Source organism: Streptomyces sp. NPDC111744 (assembly GCF_055634995.1).
Genome location: NZ_JBVKCG010000004.1, coordinates 65,105 through 79,121, shown reverse-complemented (window position 1 = coordinate 79,121; position 14,017 = coordinate 65,105). Strand labels below are relative to the sequence as shown.

Here is a 14,017-nt window from a genome sequence, read left to right as displayed (position 1 = left end):
CGTGCGGCGCTGGAGGGCTGCGCGGCGGTCGTTGGTCAGCACAGCCTCGCCCTGCGCGTATCGGCTGTCTGGCCAACGAAAAGAGCTGCTGTGTCGGGCGTCGCGAGCCTCAAAGGTCTTCGACCTGTGATCATGGGGCGTTCATTAGGAGTGATCGACGAGGAGCTCCAGGTCGCGGGCGCCGATGTGCCGCCGCCGCCGTGGGCGCTCACGGCAACGCGCTGTAGGTGATGTGGTGAACTGGTTGACGTCGCTGCCGGCGGTGGTGCTGGTTGTGGCCGGTCTCCTACTTGCCCTACTGGTCGCCGCCCTGGCGCGGGTCGGCGTCCGGGTGCTCGTACCGGTCGCGGAACGGGACCGGGTGCCGCAGATCGCCACGCCACTGATGCCGACACTCGGCGCCGCCTTCGCGATCTTTGCGGCACTCACACTGGCCAGCGAGGCCGGCTACCTGCGTGCAGCCGAAGGACTGGTGAGCGACGAGGCGGCCGCGGCCTCCCGCCTGGCATGGGCGGCGACAAGTCCGCGAGTGCAGTCGGATCCGATCCATGCGGCACTGCTCGACTACTTGCAGACCACACGTGCCAGGGAGTGGGAGGGTGCAGCAGCGGCGTCCGGTGACGACCCGGCCACCGCTCGCGCGATCGCGCGGCTGGAGCGGAGTGTGCGCGCCGAGGCGGCCCGGCCCGAGGTGGGTACTGCGACAGGCGCGGAGTTGGTGGTTTCCGTGGACGGTGTCACCAGTAGTCGTCGCTCCCGCGTTGCGGCCGCCTCGCGCGACGTTCCCGCGCTCTACGTCGTCACGCTTGTGGTCAGTGGACTGGCCTTGATCGTGAACTCCGGCGCGCTGGTCTTCCGCAGCAGCCTGCGAACGTCCCTGCTCATCGTAGGTGTTGCGAGTGTGGTCGGGCTGAGCCTGGCGTTGCTCTTCGCACTCAGCGCGCCCTGGAGCGGACCGTTCATCGTCAGTGGGCACCCACTCGACGCCGTCGTCGGGAACCTGAAGTCCGGCTTCTTCGACGGCGGGTCGTAGGCGGCGGGCGCGATCAGCGGCCGACAACTGACGCCCGGCGGCCGTGACCTGCGGTCGCCCAGACGATCAGCCCATCCTCCTGTGGGACAGATCTGAGCGACCTGGAACTCGGCGGAAAGCTCTTCACACCCGTCCCGAATACGCCCGGCCCATCCGGGAGCGGTGGCTCGTCGGGCCGCCGGACAGCCTGGGTACCCGGGCGGGCCTCGACACCCGGCGCCGGGCCTGGCCCGATCTCGTGCGCGAGTGGGCCTGTCGGCGCTTCGGCGGTCGTCACTTCACCCTGGCGTGAGGCGTCACTGATCATGCGGCGCACCTCAACGGAGTGTGGCCACAGCTCCGTGCCGTCCAGAAGGCAGAAGGTCGACGGCGAGGTGGAAGCACCCCTCGGCGCTCAGCGCGAACAGTGCCATCAGCAGTGAGTTGAGGGTCTTGCCGTTGGCGAGAAAGTTCCCACCGAAGGCAGCGGCACCGATGACCAGGAGCGCCCCGAGCACGGTCCAGAATGCGACCGCGCGCTGACGGAGCAGCACGGCGCGCGCTGCCGCGACGATCGACAGCAGGACGAGCGTGAGGCCGAGCGCGGTGTGCACGGCGAGGGCCACGGTGCCGTGCCCGACCGCCCAGGTGAAGCTCTCGTAGGCCCTGATGCGATGGGCCCCCGACCGAGAGCGCCGATGGTGAGCCGGATAGAGGCCGTAGAGATTGATGACCAAGCCGACCCCCGCCTGCACAAGCACCAGGAAGCCGGTGGCGAGCAGGAGACGGCGGACGGCACTCGGGGCGGCCATGAGAAGACCATACACAGAGTAATTATCGAATGCAGAAAGTGACCACACTGGTGGGATGCGGTGCCTGCCGGGACGCCGGCCTGGACGTTCGCCGTGCGGAAGTTCGGATCACCCTCATCGGCACAGCGGGGCCCAAGTGCCCCACCTCGCGGTGGGGCCCTTCGACACCGTGCCCGGTGAGGCACTGGCGGAGGATACGAGATTCGAACTCGTGAGGGGTTGCCCCCAACACGCTTTCCAACTGCGCGCGCGGCCGTCCGGGGGCGTTCGCAGGGGTTCGCGGGGCTCCGGCCGCGCCTTCGCATCGTCGCTCCCTGGCCGCCCCGCCGGGGCTTCGTCGGGTTGTCTGATCGTAATCCCGTCAGGGCGGACGGGGACTTCGTTGATCGGCTAGCGTCTACCGCACAAGCGGCCGGCAAGATCCACCGCGGCCACCGGGGGTGAGGCGGCAGTGCGGCCGGCCAGGGCGGGGCGCCGCGCGGCGGCAGATCATCACATCAACGAGGGGGAGACGTGAGGGCATTGACCCGGACGTCGACTGAACCACTGCACGGAGGTCGCCGCCGCAGAGGTGGCGCGGGCCTCGCGGTCGGTGCGGCCGGCACGATTCTGGCGGTCGCGGGTACTGCCATCCCGCTCGCCGTGGACGCGCCGCCCGCGTGGGCCGTCCAGGTGGCGGCCGCGGCGGACTCGTCCCAGGACGTCGTGATCCCGCCCGCCGACCGGGCCACACCCCGTGTGGATACCCCACTGGCGGTGGGCAGCACCGGTTTCCTGCACCAGCAGGAGGGCCGGGACGGCTACACCTGGACCGACTTCGCGAGCGGCACCTCGACGCAGGTGCCCGGCCTGCAGACCCTGCCGGCCAACGCGCTCGTACGCCCCGTCGGTGCCGACGGAGACCTGCTCGCCGTCTCACCGAGCCCGGCCCGGGGCACCGCCTGGTACACCCTGCTCGATCCGCACACCGGTGAGCGCCGGGAGGCGCAGCTCCCAGCCGGCTACACGTTCCGGGGGACCGTCGCGGGCAAGGTGCTGGCCCTGGAGTCCGCGACCAGCACCACCAGCTCCGCCGGTGTGCTCCTCGACACCGGCACCGATCCCGCGCAACCGCTGCACATCACCGGCCTGCCCGCGGGTGCTCAGCTGAGCAGCCTCTCCCTGCAGCAGGGCGCCACGGATGACCGCGGCGCAGTCATCTCCTTCCGGCAGGACGGCGCGTACCGCTACGGCCTGCTGGACCCCGGGACCGCCGAGATCACCCCTCTCCCCGAGACGATGAGCGGCGAGGGCCTGCGCATCCTGCTGAGCGCCGACCGCGTCGCCTGGTGGAAGCACGGCTTCACCGGGCTGCGCTGGCTGCCCCGCGGTGACGTCTCCTCCGGGGCGCAGGAGTTCCCGCTCCCCGACGACGCGGCTCCCGTGGCCCTCCTCGGCGGCACCCTCCTGACCTCGGGCCCGGACGCCACCTCGGGGACCACGCTCGGCCGGCGGCTGACGTCCCGGCCGCTCGACGGCGGGGAGCCGAGCACCGCACTCGACCACATCGCGCTCGTGTCGGACTACCCACCGCAGACGGCGGACGGGAGCGCCCTGCTCGTCGGCGGCTCCGGCACCGGCGACTGGGCGGTGCACCGCTTCGCCGCCGGCTCCGACGGGTCGCCGACGCACGAGGTGGTCCAGCCGCTGCCCCCGGTGATCGCCAAGGTCCTGGGACTGAACCTGTACCGGGGCACCCTCAATCGGGTGGACAGCATGGAGGGCAAGCTCTCCCTCTACCAGCAGGACGTGGGTACCGGGCCGGTCCCCGTCGCGGGAGCGGCCAAGCCCCTGCCCGCGGGCATGCCCCCTTCCGCCGTGCGCTGTGCGACGGGTGAGGACTGTGTGCGGATCGTGGAGGGCAACTGGTACGGCCTGTCCTTCCTGTCCGAGACAGGAGGGCGGACGTACCTGGAGACCCGCGTGGACGCCTACACGTCGCACGTGCAGATGCCGTTGCCTGGCAGCGGCGGCGAGGTCAGGGACGCGTCCTCCTCGTACGTGGTGGTGGACGGCGGGTCCCCGAAAACCCAGTACCTGATCTACCCGGGCTACAACAAGGTGGTACGCAGCCGCCCGGTGCAGGCCGCGGCGCTCTGGTACTCCACCCTGTGGAGCGCGACCCCCGGCAGTCCCGGCACGCTGACCGCGGAGCGGCTGACCGCGGACGCGGCCACTCCCGGCAAACCCGTCCGCACCGTGCGGACCGGTGCCGCCTGCGTGCCCACCGAACTGCAGGCGACGGCGCGTTGGCTCTACTGGTCCTGCGGTGCCGACAAGCAGGCCGGGGTGTACGACCTGACGAACGACCGCGGCTTCGCCGTGCCGTCGGGCCCCGCCATGCTCGGTGACGGCTACGTGGTCCGGCACGACCGGGACGCGGGCGAGCTCAAGCTGACGGACTTCCACACCGGCAGCCCGCTCGCGGAGCGCTCCATAGCCGCCCTCCCGGCCGGAACGCTCGCGGACGACCGCAGGGTCACGTGGACCGTGGACAAGTACAGCGGCCACATCGCCTACGTGGACGCCGATCGTCGCGTGCATGTGAGCGCGGACGGGGTACCGGACTCCGCTCCGGTGATAGGGGAGGCGTACACCTCCGGGAGCGTCGCGCCGAGGACCACTTCGTCGTACTACTCGACCTGGACGGCCTCGTTGCTGCTGAGCCGCCCCGTGGACTCCTGGGAACTGGGCATCGTCCAGAAGGCGACCGGGCGCCGGGTGGCTGTGGTGCGCGGTGGGGCCGAACGCGGTCTCAACGGCATCTCGGCCTCGTGGAACGGCCGGGAGTCGAACGGTGCTCCCGCCCCGAGCGGTCTCTACACCTGGCAGCTGACCGCGAGGTTCAACGGTGGAACCGTGCCGGTGCAGGTGGGAAGCGGCGGCCTGGACGTGATGTGCGGCGCCTTGCCGACCCACGTCTACGACTGTGACGGGTTTCCGGACATGGTGGCGGTCCGGAAGGACGGCCGGACCGACTCATGGGAGGGGCATCCCAAGGGGTACTTCTACAACCGCAGTTACACCGCGGACTGGCCGACCTCCTCCACCCTGGTGCCGGTCGGCGACCTCAACGGCGACGGGTTCGCGGACATGCTGGTCCGCAACTCCACCGGCGAACTGCGTGCGTACTGGGGCTTCGGGCAGGTGTACTTCGCCCGGGGAACCAACAAGTCCACTGTCATCGGCAAGGGCTGGAACACGTACAACCTGCTGACGTCGTCCGGGGACCTCAACCGTGACGGCCGGTCGGACCTGCTGACCCGTGACCGGTCCGGAGTCCTGTGGTTCTACGCCGGCACCGGCAAGGGCACGTTCAAGGCCCGGGTGCGCATCGGCACCGGGCTGTCCGGTTATACGGCGCTGGTGGGCGTGGGCGACCTCAATGGCGATGGAACCGGTGACCTTCTCGGCCGGGACAAGGCCGGGAACCTCTATCGCTGGTACGGCAACGGAAAGGGCGGCTTCGGGGGGCGCGTGAAGATCGCCTCGGGCTTCAACGCCTACAACGCCCTGGTCGGTGTCGGCGACCTGACTCAGGACGGGCGCAACGACCTCGTCACCCGCGATACCGCGGGCAACCTGTACCGCTGGGCGGGCAACGGAAAGGGCGGCTTCGGCGCACGCGTGAAGATCGGCAGCGGCTGGGGCGTCTACAAGGCGCTGTACTGACGGTCCGGAACAGCAACCTCCAGGCCTGCACCTCCACCGGGAGCTGCAGGCCTGACGAGAGCGACCTGGATGCTGCGCCACGCGGGGTGCGGTGAATGCGAGAGGGGTGCCCCCGTGTCCCGGGCACCCTCTGGCGAGCGCCTTCGCCGGCCTGTGCGGAGAGTTGGGATTACCAGGCTCACCGCACCGCCCGTACCGCGCTGGGGGAGGCGGTACGGCGCGGCTACGCGGCGAAGAACGCTGCCGCGCTGGCGAAGCCCCCGCGGATGGAAGAGGACGAATCCGAGGTAGAGCCCTACTCCGTGGAAGTGGTCCAGTGCCTGCTGCTCGAAGCAGACAAGCGCCGCAACAGCGCTCGCTGGATGCTGGCCCTGGCACCGGGACTACGCCAGGGCGAGACGCTCGGGCTGCGCTGGACTGACGTCGACCTGGGAAACGAGTACCTCCAAGCTCCGCCGGAACCGTCTGCGCCCCAGGTACGAGCACGGGTGCCCGGAAGCATCGCCGTGCGGCCACAAGGCGGGCTACTGCCGGACAAGGTGCAGGTCCGGCGTGGGACCAAGAACACCAAGTCCCGTGCGGGCAGAGGTGCCGTACCCCTGCCGGGCCCGCTGGTCGCCATGCTCCGGGCCCACGCCGAGACGCAAGAGCGCGAGCGCAAGGCGCCCGGCAACCTGTGGATCGAGTCGGACTACGTGTTCACCAAGCCGCTGGGGGCCCGCTGAGCCCGAACACGGACTACCACGACTGGAAGCGGCTGCTGGAAGACGCGGGGTGCGCAACGGCCGGCTGCACGACGCCCGGCACACCGCCGCCACCGTGCTCATGCTGCTCGGAGTCCCGGATCGCGTCATCGACCAGATCATGGGGTGGGAGCCGGGCACCTCCGCGAGCATGCGGGTGCGATACCTGCACGTGCCGGGCGCCACGCTCAAGGACGTGGCCCGGAAGATCGCAGAAGCCATCTGGGGAGCCCCGGGAACACCCGCTGTGGACAGAAACCAGGACAACGGGGTCTGAGGACAACGTCGAAGGGCTCCGCTGCGAACAGCGGGGCCCTTCGACATCGTGCCCGGTGAGGCACTGGCGGAGGATACGAGATTCGAACTCGTGAGGGGTTGCCCCCAACACGCTTTCCAAATGTTCGTCCGGAGGTTCGGGGGTGGGCGGGGGTGTTCTGACCAGCGGCGGAGCACTTCGGGACGGTGGTTCTGGACGGCCCCGGATGGGGGCGAATGAGACCAGAACTGAGACCAGAACGCCGAGTCATACCTTCTTGACGACGATCGAATCCGGGACCAGTCTCTCCAGGTCGTCCACGTCCGAGGTGAAAACGGTGACCTGCCCCTTCTGCTGTCGCGCGATGACGGCGAGCACCGCGTCGATCGCGTACTTGTGGCCGTGCAGCTTGGCGTCAGCCAAGAGCCGGCGGCCCTGACGGGCCTCGTCCTTTCCGATGTCGGCGACCTTGAGCCGGGAGAGCACCCAGTCCCAACGCTGCTCGGTGGTTCTGCCGTCGCACGCCTCGACCAGCGTCATGGGGGACGTCACTACCTCGGCCTCGCCCCGGGCCGCGACTGCGAGCCAGGCGATCATCCTGCGGTCGCCGCGCACAGCCAGGGACAGGGCTTCGCAGTCGAGTACGAAGATGCGCAGGGGTCGCTGCCCGTGCCCGGTGGCCGGTTTCTTCACGCGGCCTCTCCGGCGCTGCGCTTTCCGGCGGCGCGGCGGCGCTCGTGCTCGGCGTCGAGATCATCGAGTCCCTCGAACGCTGCCGTGCGCTCCTCCTCGGTGAGGGGGCCGTGTTCCTCCTGCAGCCAGTCGGACAGTTCCCGTAGCCGGTCCCGGTCGCGCTTGAAGCGCAGAGCTTCGGCGACGTACGCCGACAGCCCCCGCTCTGCCGCCTCCGCGCGGATCTCGTCAAGGAGATCCTCGGGGATCGTCACCGTCACCACGGGGTTGAACGCAACCCTGACTGCAACCCTCAGGGACCGTCGCTGAGTGCGGATTGTGTGGTTGTGCGGGAACTCGGTCAACTTGGTTGGTCGCCCAGGCATTTCGCAGCAGAGGGCCGGTCGGAAGCCGACAGGATTACAACCTGACTTGCCTTTCACGAGTCCCACTTACGGATAGTTCTGGTAGCCGTCGCCCCCTGAAGATGCGAGGAAGTTCTCATGACGCAGCCCCTCAGGTCGCGGAGGCATGCCACCGGCCGGATCAGGGCCGAGAAGGCGGATCCGGTGGAGTTGGTCGGCGGTGGCAGGGCTGCCATGCGCAGAGCCGGCAAGAAGCCTGACAGAAGACGCGCGCTTAAGATCGTCGGGCTGTTGCTGGGGTTCGTGCTGGTGCTCGGCGTCGGCACTGCCGCGTACGCGTACTGGAAGCTGAACAGCAACATCAAGTCCGACGATCTGTCCGCCAACGGCAAGGACGGCGCCGGGCACGAGAAGGTCGACGCGTTCGGACGCAGCCCGATCAACATCCTGGTCATCGGATCCGACGCCCGTAACAGCGCGGCGGACTGCAAGCTCGGCGGCGCTTGCGGAACGGCCGGCGGCGCCCGAGCCGACGTGGAGATGATCGTCCACATATCCGCCGACCGGTCCAATGCCACGGTGATGAGCATCCCCCGCGACCTGCGGACCGACTGGAGCGGCTGCCACGACCCGGGCCACCCGAGCATGCCGGCGCAGACCCGCGCGCAGATCAACTCGGCGTTGAACGGCGGCCCCGGCTGCAGCGTCGTCGCGGTGCACCAGCTCACCGGGATACCCATCGACCACTTCATGGTGATCGACTTCGCCGGCGTGGTGGCGATGTCCAACGCGGTCGGCGGGACGCGTGTCTGCGTCAGCAAGAACGTCTACGACCCCTACAGCCACCTGAAGTTGAAGGAGGGGTCGCACACGCTGAAGGGTGATGCCGCGCTGGAGTTTGTGCGGACCCGGCACGGCTTCGGTGACTCCAGCGACAGCCGCGGCCGGACCGACGCCCAGCACATCTTCCTCAACGCCCTCCTCGACCAGATGAAGAGCAAGGGCACGCTGAGCAGCCCGTCGAAGATGTGGGGCATAGCAAACGCCGCGACCAAGGCGCTGACCGTCGACAACAGCCTGGACTCCGCCAACAAACTCATCGACCTGGCCCTCGACCTGAACAAGGTGCCCGCCAGCCGGATCACCTGGGCCACCATGCAGACCCAGGACGTCGACCTGCCGGGCGGCGGGTCCGAGACGCTGATCGGCCCGGGCGCCAAGGAGATGTTCAAGACCATCGCGGACGACCAGTCGCTCACCCCGTCCACCGGGAAGAAGGGCTCCCCCTCGGCGACCGCCAGCCCGGTCTCCGCCGCCTCGGTCGCCGTCCACGTCGAGAACGGCACCGGGGTGTACCACCGGGGGATGGCGATCGCCCAGGCGCTGATCGACCAGGGCTTCAGCAAGGAGACCGACTCGGGGAACGGGACTCCCTCCACCGCCACCTCGCTGACCTACCCGGCCAGGCAGAAGGCGCAGGCCCAGGCGGTCGCCAAGGCGCTCGGCCTCCCGTCCAAGGCGGTCGAGCAGGGCACCGGTTCCCAGATCGTGCTGCTCATCGGCACCGATTGGACGACCGGCGACACCTTCCCCGGCGGCAAGTCGACTCCGACGCACGTCGACACCCAGGTGGCTCTGAACGGCTCCCACCAGCAGACCGGCGACACCAAGAAGTGCGCGACGGTCAGCCCCTACCCCGACGTCATCGGGCTGGACGCCAACGGTATGCCCACCAGCGAGGACAACCCGCCGTCCAGCACCTCCCCGACCGAGGCATACGCCCTTGCCAAGAACGTGAAGGACTCGGCGCCTTAAGCCTCCGGGCCCCCGGATACGGTCGTCGACGCGATCAGGGTCGGGGAGCCCGGTTGGTCCGCCCGGATACGCCGCCGCTACCAGCACCTGATCGCCCGCATCCTGCGGATGTCGCGGACATGGCAACACCATGGGTTCAAGCGTATCGGTCAAGCCGAGGGGGCGGACCGGCGATCGGAACGGCGATTCCGGGTAGCGCCGGAAGCGACCCCTGTGGACAAAGACCAGGACAACGAGGGCTGGGACAACGTCGAAGGGCCCCACCGCGAACGGTGGGGCCCTTCGACATCGTGCCCGGTGAGGCACTGGCGGAGGATACGAGATTCGAACTCCTGAGGGGTTGCCCCCAACACGCTTTCCAGATGTTCTTGGGGGTACAGGAGTGTGCGGGAGCGTTCTGACCTGCGGTGCTGCTGTGGCGGCTGGGGCTCCTGACGGTGCTGTACGGAGTTGAATGCGACAGAACTGCAACCATCGCCCGCCTATTTGCCGCTCTCCGGGCCGTACCACTGGAGAGCCTGGCCGGTCACTGCCGCGATACAGGTGAAGTCGTGGTCGCGGTGCAGGAGGGTGAGCCCTTGCAGCTCGGCGGTCGCGGCGACGACGAGATCCACCGCACCCGCGCTGCGATGCTTTCCCTGTTCGGTGAGAGCTTCTTGGACCTGCCAGGCGCGGTCGTAGGCGCGGTCGTCGACGGGAACCCAACTGAAGATCAGTCGCATGTCCTCGATGCCGCGTGCCCTGTCGGCGGCCGACCGGGCGCTGTAGAAGAACTCAAACTCAGTGATCGGGCAGGTGGCGATGAGCCCGGCGGCTGCCGCCTGGTCCCAGCCGTACTGCTCCGCGTCCTGGCGCATGAACCGAGCGAGCGCGCTGGTGTCGATCAGGAACTGGGCCGCGTTCACCGGCGGTAGTTCGCCTTGTTCTCGAAGAGCTCCAGATCGAATGCGCCGTCCCCTGCCGCGGCCCGCAGCCGGGCGAGAGCCAGGGCGCGACGTCGACTCTCCAGCACCTCGCGAAGAGCGGTGTTGACCGTCTCCTTCTTGGTGCTTGTTCCGAGGGCTTTAGCCACGTCCGCGACCAGGTCGTCGTCCAGGTCGATAACCGTCCGACTCATCTGTGCCTCCCCGGTATCAAATGTGGGGTCAAGTATATCTCGCAAGGTGCCTGCGGGGTGGCGCACCCGGGCACCCGGCCTTGGCCGCCGAGCCCTACGCGGGCATCACGCCATGGATGCGGGAGAGAGTGAAGACGCGTTCCGCTTCCCGCAGGTGGCACCAGGCGTCGAGGTAGGGCGGGTCGAGTTCCAGGTCGCTGAGGGTGCGTACGGTCCGGTTGCCCGAGGTGGCGATGTACTCGACCGTGATGGCCGCACCGATGTCGATGGCATGGGCGAGCTGGCGGACGTCGCTGTACGACAGGTGCTTCGCGTGTCCGGCGACGATCTCCTCGGTGTCCGTCTTTTCGATGCGTACCGTTCCCCCGGCGGTCTCGGCGACCGGGGCGTAGCCCGCGGCACGGAGCGTAGCGAGAGTCGTCGCGGGTGGGCTGCCGCTGACCTGGACCGTCGGGGCGAGCTGCCGCAGGGCGAGCTTGGACAGTGCGCGGTGGGCGGCGAGTTCGGCCGGGAAGGCGGGTTCGTCGCCGTGGATGACACAGGCCGCGGCCTGTCGAGATCATCGCGCGCGTGGGTGGCGTGACGCCCTACTCGGATCACGAGCGGGCCTTTGGCACGTGGGTGTATCTCGCCTCGAAGGCTGGCTGGCAGGTGGTCGAAGGTGAAGGGTTCGCCGCCGACAGCGACCGGGGCGAAATCGGCGCGGTGGACGTCGAGGGTGTTCGGTACGTGATCCGGCTCGGGCCGAGAGTGCGGCGGCTGCTGTACGAGGTTGTCGATGGGCACATGGTGAAGCGGGACGTCCTCGCGGTCGCGGCCTGGGCGGAACCGGTCGTCACCAAGGAGAGCGCCCCTGGTTGGTACTCCGCATAGGCCGACTGAGACGGAAACTGAGACGGAAACTGAGACGGACAACGACGAAGGGCCCCACCGCGAACGGTGGGGCCCTTCGACATCGTGCCCGGTGAGGCACTGGCGGAGGATACGAGATTCGAACTCGTGAGGGGTTGCCCCCAACACGCTTTCCAAGCGTGCGCCCTAGGCCTCTAGGCGAATCCTCCGCTCGGAACATTACATGACCGAGAGGAGTGCTCGCGAACTCGTTCTCACCCGCTGACGTCGGGTACTCTGTGCAAAGCCCCTCACGCGGCGCTATCTGACTGAACTCCCCCAGGGCCGGAAGGCAGCAAGGGTAGGTTGGCTCTGGCGGGTGCGTGGGGGGCGCTTGCGTTTGCGGGCGGGGCTGGTTGTCAGTGGGCGCCTATAACCTCGTATGCGTGTCGTCTCTCGCGTTGTACCGCCGCTATCGCCCGGAGTCGTTCGCCGAGGTCATCGGGCAGGAGCATGTCACCGGTCCGTTGCAGCAGGCGCTGCGGAACAACCGGGTCAATCACGCGTACCTGTTCAGCGGGCCGCGTGGGTGCGGGAAGACCACCAGCGCGCGAATCCTGGCGCGGTGCCTGAACTGCGAGCAGGGGCCGACGCCGACGCCGTGCGGGGAGTGCCAGTCGTGCCGGGACCTCGCCCGGAACGGGCCCGGCTCCATCGACGTCATCGAGATCGACGCGGCCTCTCACGGTGGTGTGGACGACGCCCGTGAGCTGCGCGAGAAGGCCTTCTTCGGGCCTGCCGGCAGCCGCTACAAGATCTACATCATCGATGAGGCCCACATGGTCACGTCGGCCGGCTTCAACGCGCTGCTCAAGGTCGTCGAGGAGCCGCCGGAGCATCTGAAGTTCATCTTCGCCACCACCGAGCCCGAGAAGGTCATCGGGACCATTCGGTCGCGGACCCATCACTATCCCTTCCGGCTGGTGCCGCCGGGCACGCTGCGCGACTACCTCGGCGAGGTGTGCGGGAAGGAGGACATTCCCGTCGAGGAGGGGGTGCTGCCGCTGGTCGTGCGCGCCGGTGCCGGTTCCGTGCGTGACTCCATGTCCGTCATGGACCAGCTGCTCGCCGGGGCGGGAGAGGAGGGTGTGACGTATGCCATGGCCACCTCCCTGCTCGGGTACACCGACGGGTCTCTCCTCGACTCCGTCGTCGAAGCCTTCGCGACCGGGGACGGCGCCGCCGCCTTCGAGGTCGTCGACCGCATCATCGAGGGGGGCAACGACCCGCGTCGCTTCGTCGCCGACCTGCTGGAGCGGCTGCGGGACCTGGTGATCATCGCCGCCGTCCCGGACGCCGCGGAGAAGGGGCTGTTCGACGCCCCCGCCGACGTTCTCGAGCGTATGCAGGCCCAGGCCGGCACGTTCGGTGCCGCCGAGCTCAGCCGCGCGGCCGACCTCGTCAACGAGGGTCTGACCGAGATGCGCGGCGCCACCTCCCCCCGCCTCCAGCTGGAGCTGATCTGCGCGCGCGTGCTGCTGCCGGCCGCCTACGGCGACGAGCGGTCCGTGATGGCCCGCCTCGACCGGCTGGAGCGGGGCGTCAACTTCTCGGGCGGGGGCGGTGCGCCCGCGATGGGGTACGTCCCCGGGCCCGAGGCGCACATGGCGGCGCCTGGAGGGGCTTCGGCGGGAGCGGCTCCGGTTCCGCCGGTTCCGCCAGTTCAGCCAGTTCCTCCGGTTCCGCAGGGGGGCGGGCCTGCGGCGGCCCGTGCGGCCGTACGAGGGGGAGCGGCACCCGAGCCGGCGTCGGCGCAGGCGCAGGCGCAGGCACCGGCACCGACGCCTCCTGCCCCTACGCCGCCGGCTGCCCCGGCCCCGGCCGCCCCGCCCGCTGCCGCCGCACCCGGCGCCTGGCCGACGGCTGCTCCCGCGGGTGGCGGCGCCGCCCGCCGCCCCGGCGGCTGGCCCACGGCCACGGCCACGGGCGCCCCGGCGCCCGCCTCCGCGCCCCCGGCTGCCCCTGCCCCCGCCCAGGCTGTCGCCGCCCCCGCCGGCGGCCTCGACCCCCGGGTCCTCTGGCCGAACATCCTGGAAGCGGTCAAGAACCGCCGTCGCTTCACCTGGATCCTCCTCAGCCAGAACGCCCAGGTCGTTGGTTTCGACGGCACCACCCTCCAACTGGGCTTCGTCAACGCAGGCGCCCGCGACAACTTCGCGAGCAGCGGCAGCGAGGACGTGCTGCGGCAGGCGCTGGCCGAGCAGTTCGGCGTGCAGTGGCGGATCGAGGCGGTCGTCGACCCGACGGGCGGCGGCCCGGCTCCGGCCGGCCCCGGGCACGGCGGCGGCCAGCCGGGCGGTTACGGCGGCGCACCCGCGGCACCGTCCGGCTACGGCGGCCCCGCCCCGGCGTCCCCGGGTCGCCCGACCCCTGCCCAGCCCGCGCCGCCGACGGCCCCGCCCCGGAGTTCCCCGCCGTCCTCCCCGACGGCAGCGGCTCCGGCCCCGCCGCCCGCGGCCCCCGAGCCGCCGCCGGTGTCCCCCGAGGACGACATCCCCGAGGAGGACGACCCCGACCTCGACGAGTCGGCCCTCTCGGGTCACGAACTGATCGTGCGGGAGCTGGGGGCGACGGTGGTGGAGGAGATCAAGAACGAGTGAGGCGCGGGGAGCACCGGCGGCTC

Annotated in this window: 10 protein-coding genes, 1 tRNA gene, 1 other RNA gene and 2 pseudogenes; 7 read left to right on the top strand and 7 right to left on the bottom strand. The window is 69.8% G+C overall.

Features of this window, described 5'->3' with window-relative positions:
- Window positions 1-235: 235 nt before the first annotated feature.
- Complete coding sequence (locus ACZ7OO_RS10510; protein ID WP_471503545.1) at window positions 236-1,033, top strand: bestrophin-like domain; 798 nt, start codon at window positions 236-238, stop codon at window positions 1,031-1,033.
- A gap of 317 nt (window positions 1,034-1,350) precedes the next feature.
- Here ACZ7OO_RS10510 and ACZ7OO_RS10505 read toward each other — a convergent pair whose 3' ends face one another.
- Window positions 1,351-1,824 carry a hypothetical protein gene (locus tag ACZ7OO_RS10505; RefSeq protein WP_471503543.1) on the bottom strand — a complete coding sequence of 158 codons (474 nt, stop codon included), beginning with the start codon at window positions 1,822-1,824 and terminating at the stop codon, window positions 1,351-1,353.
- 642 nt (window positions 1,825-2,466) lie between these two features.
- On the opposite strand from ACZ7OO_RS10505, the gene ACZ7OO_RS10500 reads away from it, so the two are divergent.
- The gene (locus ACZ7OO_RS10500; protein WP_471503541.1) at window positions 2,467-5,535 is read left to right on the top strand and encodes an FG-GAP repeat domain-containing protein; all 3,069 of its coding nucleotides are present in this window, start codon (window positions 2,467-2,469) and stop codon (window positions 5,533-5,535) included.
- A 170-nt stretch (window positions 5,536-5,705) separates the two neighbouring features.
- Window positions 5,706-6,555, top strand: a pseudogene (locus tag ACZ7OO_RS10495) (tyrosine-type recombinase/integrase); the annotation flags it as partial.
- Window positions 6,556-6,801: 246 nt separating this feature from the next.
- On the opposite strand, the gene ACZ7OO_RS10490 reads toward ACZ7OO_RS10495, so the two are convergent.
- Window positions 6,802-7,227: a hypothetical protein gene (locus ACZ7OO_RS10490; protein WP_471503539.1), complete on the bottom strand. Its 426-nt coding sequence runs from the start codon at window positions 7,225-7,227 to the stop codon at window positions 6,802-6,804.
- Window positions 7,224-7,487, bottom strand: coding sequence for a CopG family transcriptional regulator (locus ACZ7OO_RS10485; RefSeq protein ID WP_471504230.1), 264 nt, complete (start codon window positions 7,485-7,487; stop codon window positions 7,224-7,226). Before ACZ7OO_RS10485 ends, ACZ7OO_RS10490 begins: the two co-directional genes overlap by 4 nt.
- Window positions 7,488-7,709: 222 nt before the next feature.
- On the opposite strand from ACZ7OO_RS10485, the gene ACZ7OO_RS10480 reads away from it, so the two are divergent.
- Window positions 7,710-9,386 carry an LCP family protein gene (locus ACZ7OO_RS10480; RefSeq protein WP_471503537.1) on the top strand — a complete coding sequence of 559 codons (1,677 nt, stop codon included), beginning with the start codon at window positions 7,710-7,712 and terminating at the stop codon, window positions 9,384-9,386.
- A gap of 482 nt (window positions 9,387-9,868) precedes the next feature.
- Here the strand turns inward: ACZ7OO_RS10480 and ACZ7OO_RS10475 are convergent, their stop codons facing one another.
- The 3 genes and pseudogenes from ACZ7OO_RS10475 to ACZ7OO_RS10465 form a co-directional block, all read right to left on the bottom strand.
- Window positions 9,869-10,291, bottom strand: coding sequence for a PIN domain-containing protein (locus ACZ7OO_RS10475; protein WP_471503535.1), 423 nt, complete (start codon window positions 10,289-10,291; stop codon window positions 9,869-9,871).
- Complete coding sequence (locus ACZ7OO_RS10470) at window positions 10,288-10,503, bottom strand: type II toxin-antitoxin system VapB family antitoxin (RefSeq protein WP_471503533.1); 216 nt, start codon at window positions 10,501-10,503, stop codon at window positions 10,288-10,290. Before ACZ7OO_RS10470 ends, ACZ7OO_RS10475 begins: the two co-directional genes overlap by 4 nt.
- Before the next feature lie 94 nt (window positions 10,504-10,597).
- Window positions 10,598-11,050: pseudogene (locus ACZ7OO_RS10465) on the bottom strand (WYL domain-containing protein); the annotation flags it as partial.
- A 23-nt stretch (window positions 11,051-11,073) separates the two neighbouring features.
- On the opposite strand from ACZ7OO_RS10465, the gene ACZ7OO_RS10460 reads away from it, so the two are divergent.
- Window positions 11,074-11,376: a hypothetical protein gene (locus ACZ7OO_RS10460; protein ID WP_471503531.1), complete on the top strand. Its 303-nt coding sequence runs from the start codon at window positions 11,074-11,076 to the stop codon at window positions 11,374-11,376.
- A gap of 100 nt (window positions 11,377-11,476) precedes the next feature.
- Here the strand turns inward: ACZ7OO_RS10460 and ACZ7OO_RS10455 are convergent.
- Window positions 11,477-11,564, bottom strand: a tRNA-Ser gene (locus tag ACZ7OO_RS10455).
- 72 nt (window positions 11,565-11,636) lie between these two features.
- Between ACZ7OO_RS10455 and ffs the strand changes: the two genes are divergently transcribed.
- Window positions 11,637-11,735, top strand: an RNA gene (gene ffs / locus ACZ7OO_RS10450) — signal recognition particle sRNA small type.
- Window positions 11,736-11,780: 45 nt separating this feature from the next.
- Window positions 11,781-13,994 carry a DNA polymerase III subunit gamma and tau gene (locus ACZ7OO_RS10445; RefSeq protein ID WP_471503529.1) on the top strand — a complete coding sequence of 738 codons (2,214 nt, stop codon included), beginning with the start codon at window positions 11,781-11,783 and terminating at the stop codon, window positions 13,992-13,994.
- Window positions 13,995-14,017 lie beyond the last annotated feature (23 nt).

Excerpts from the sequence above, each read along its gene's own strand:
- ACZ7OO_RS10505 (WP_471503543.1), bottom strand. The coding sequence starts at position 1,824 with ATGGCCGCCCCGAGTGCCGTCCGCCGTCTCCTGCTCGCCACCGGCTTC.
- ACZ7OO_RS10480 (WP_471503537.1), top strand. The coding sequence starts at position 7,710 with ATGACGCAGCCCCTCAGGTCGCGGAGGCATGCCACCGGCCGGATCAGG.
- ACZ7OO_RS10470 (WP_471503533.1), bottom strand. The coding sequence starts at position 10,503 with ATGAGTCGGACGGTTATCGACCTGGACGACGACCTGGTCGCGGACGTG.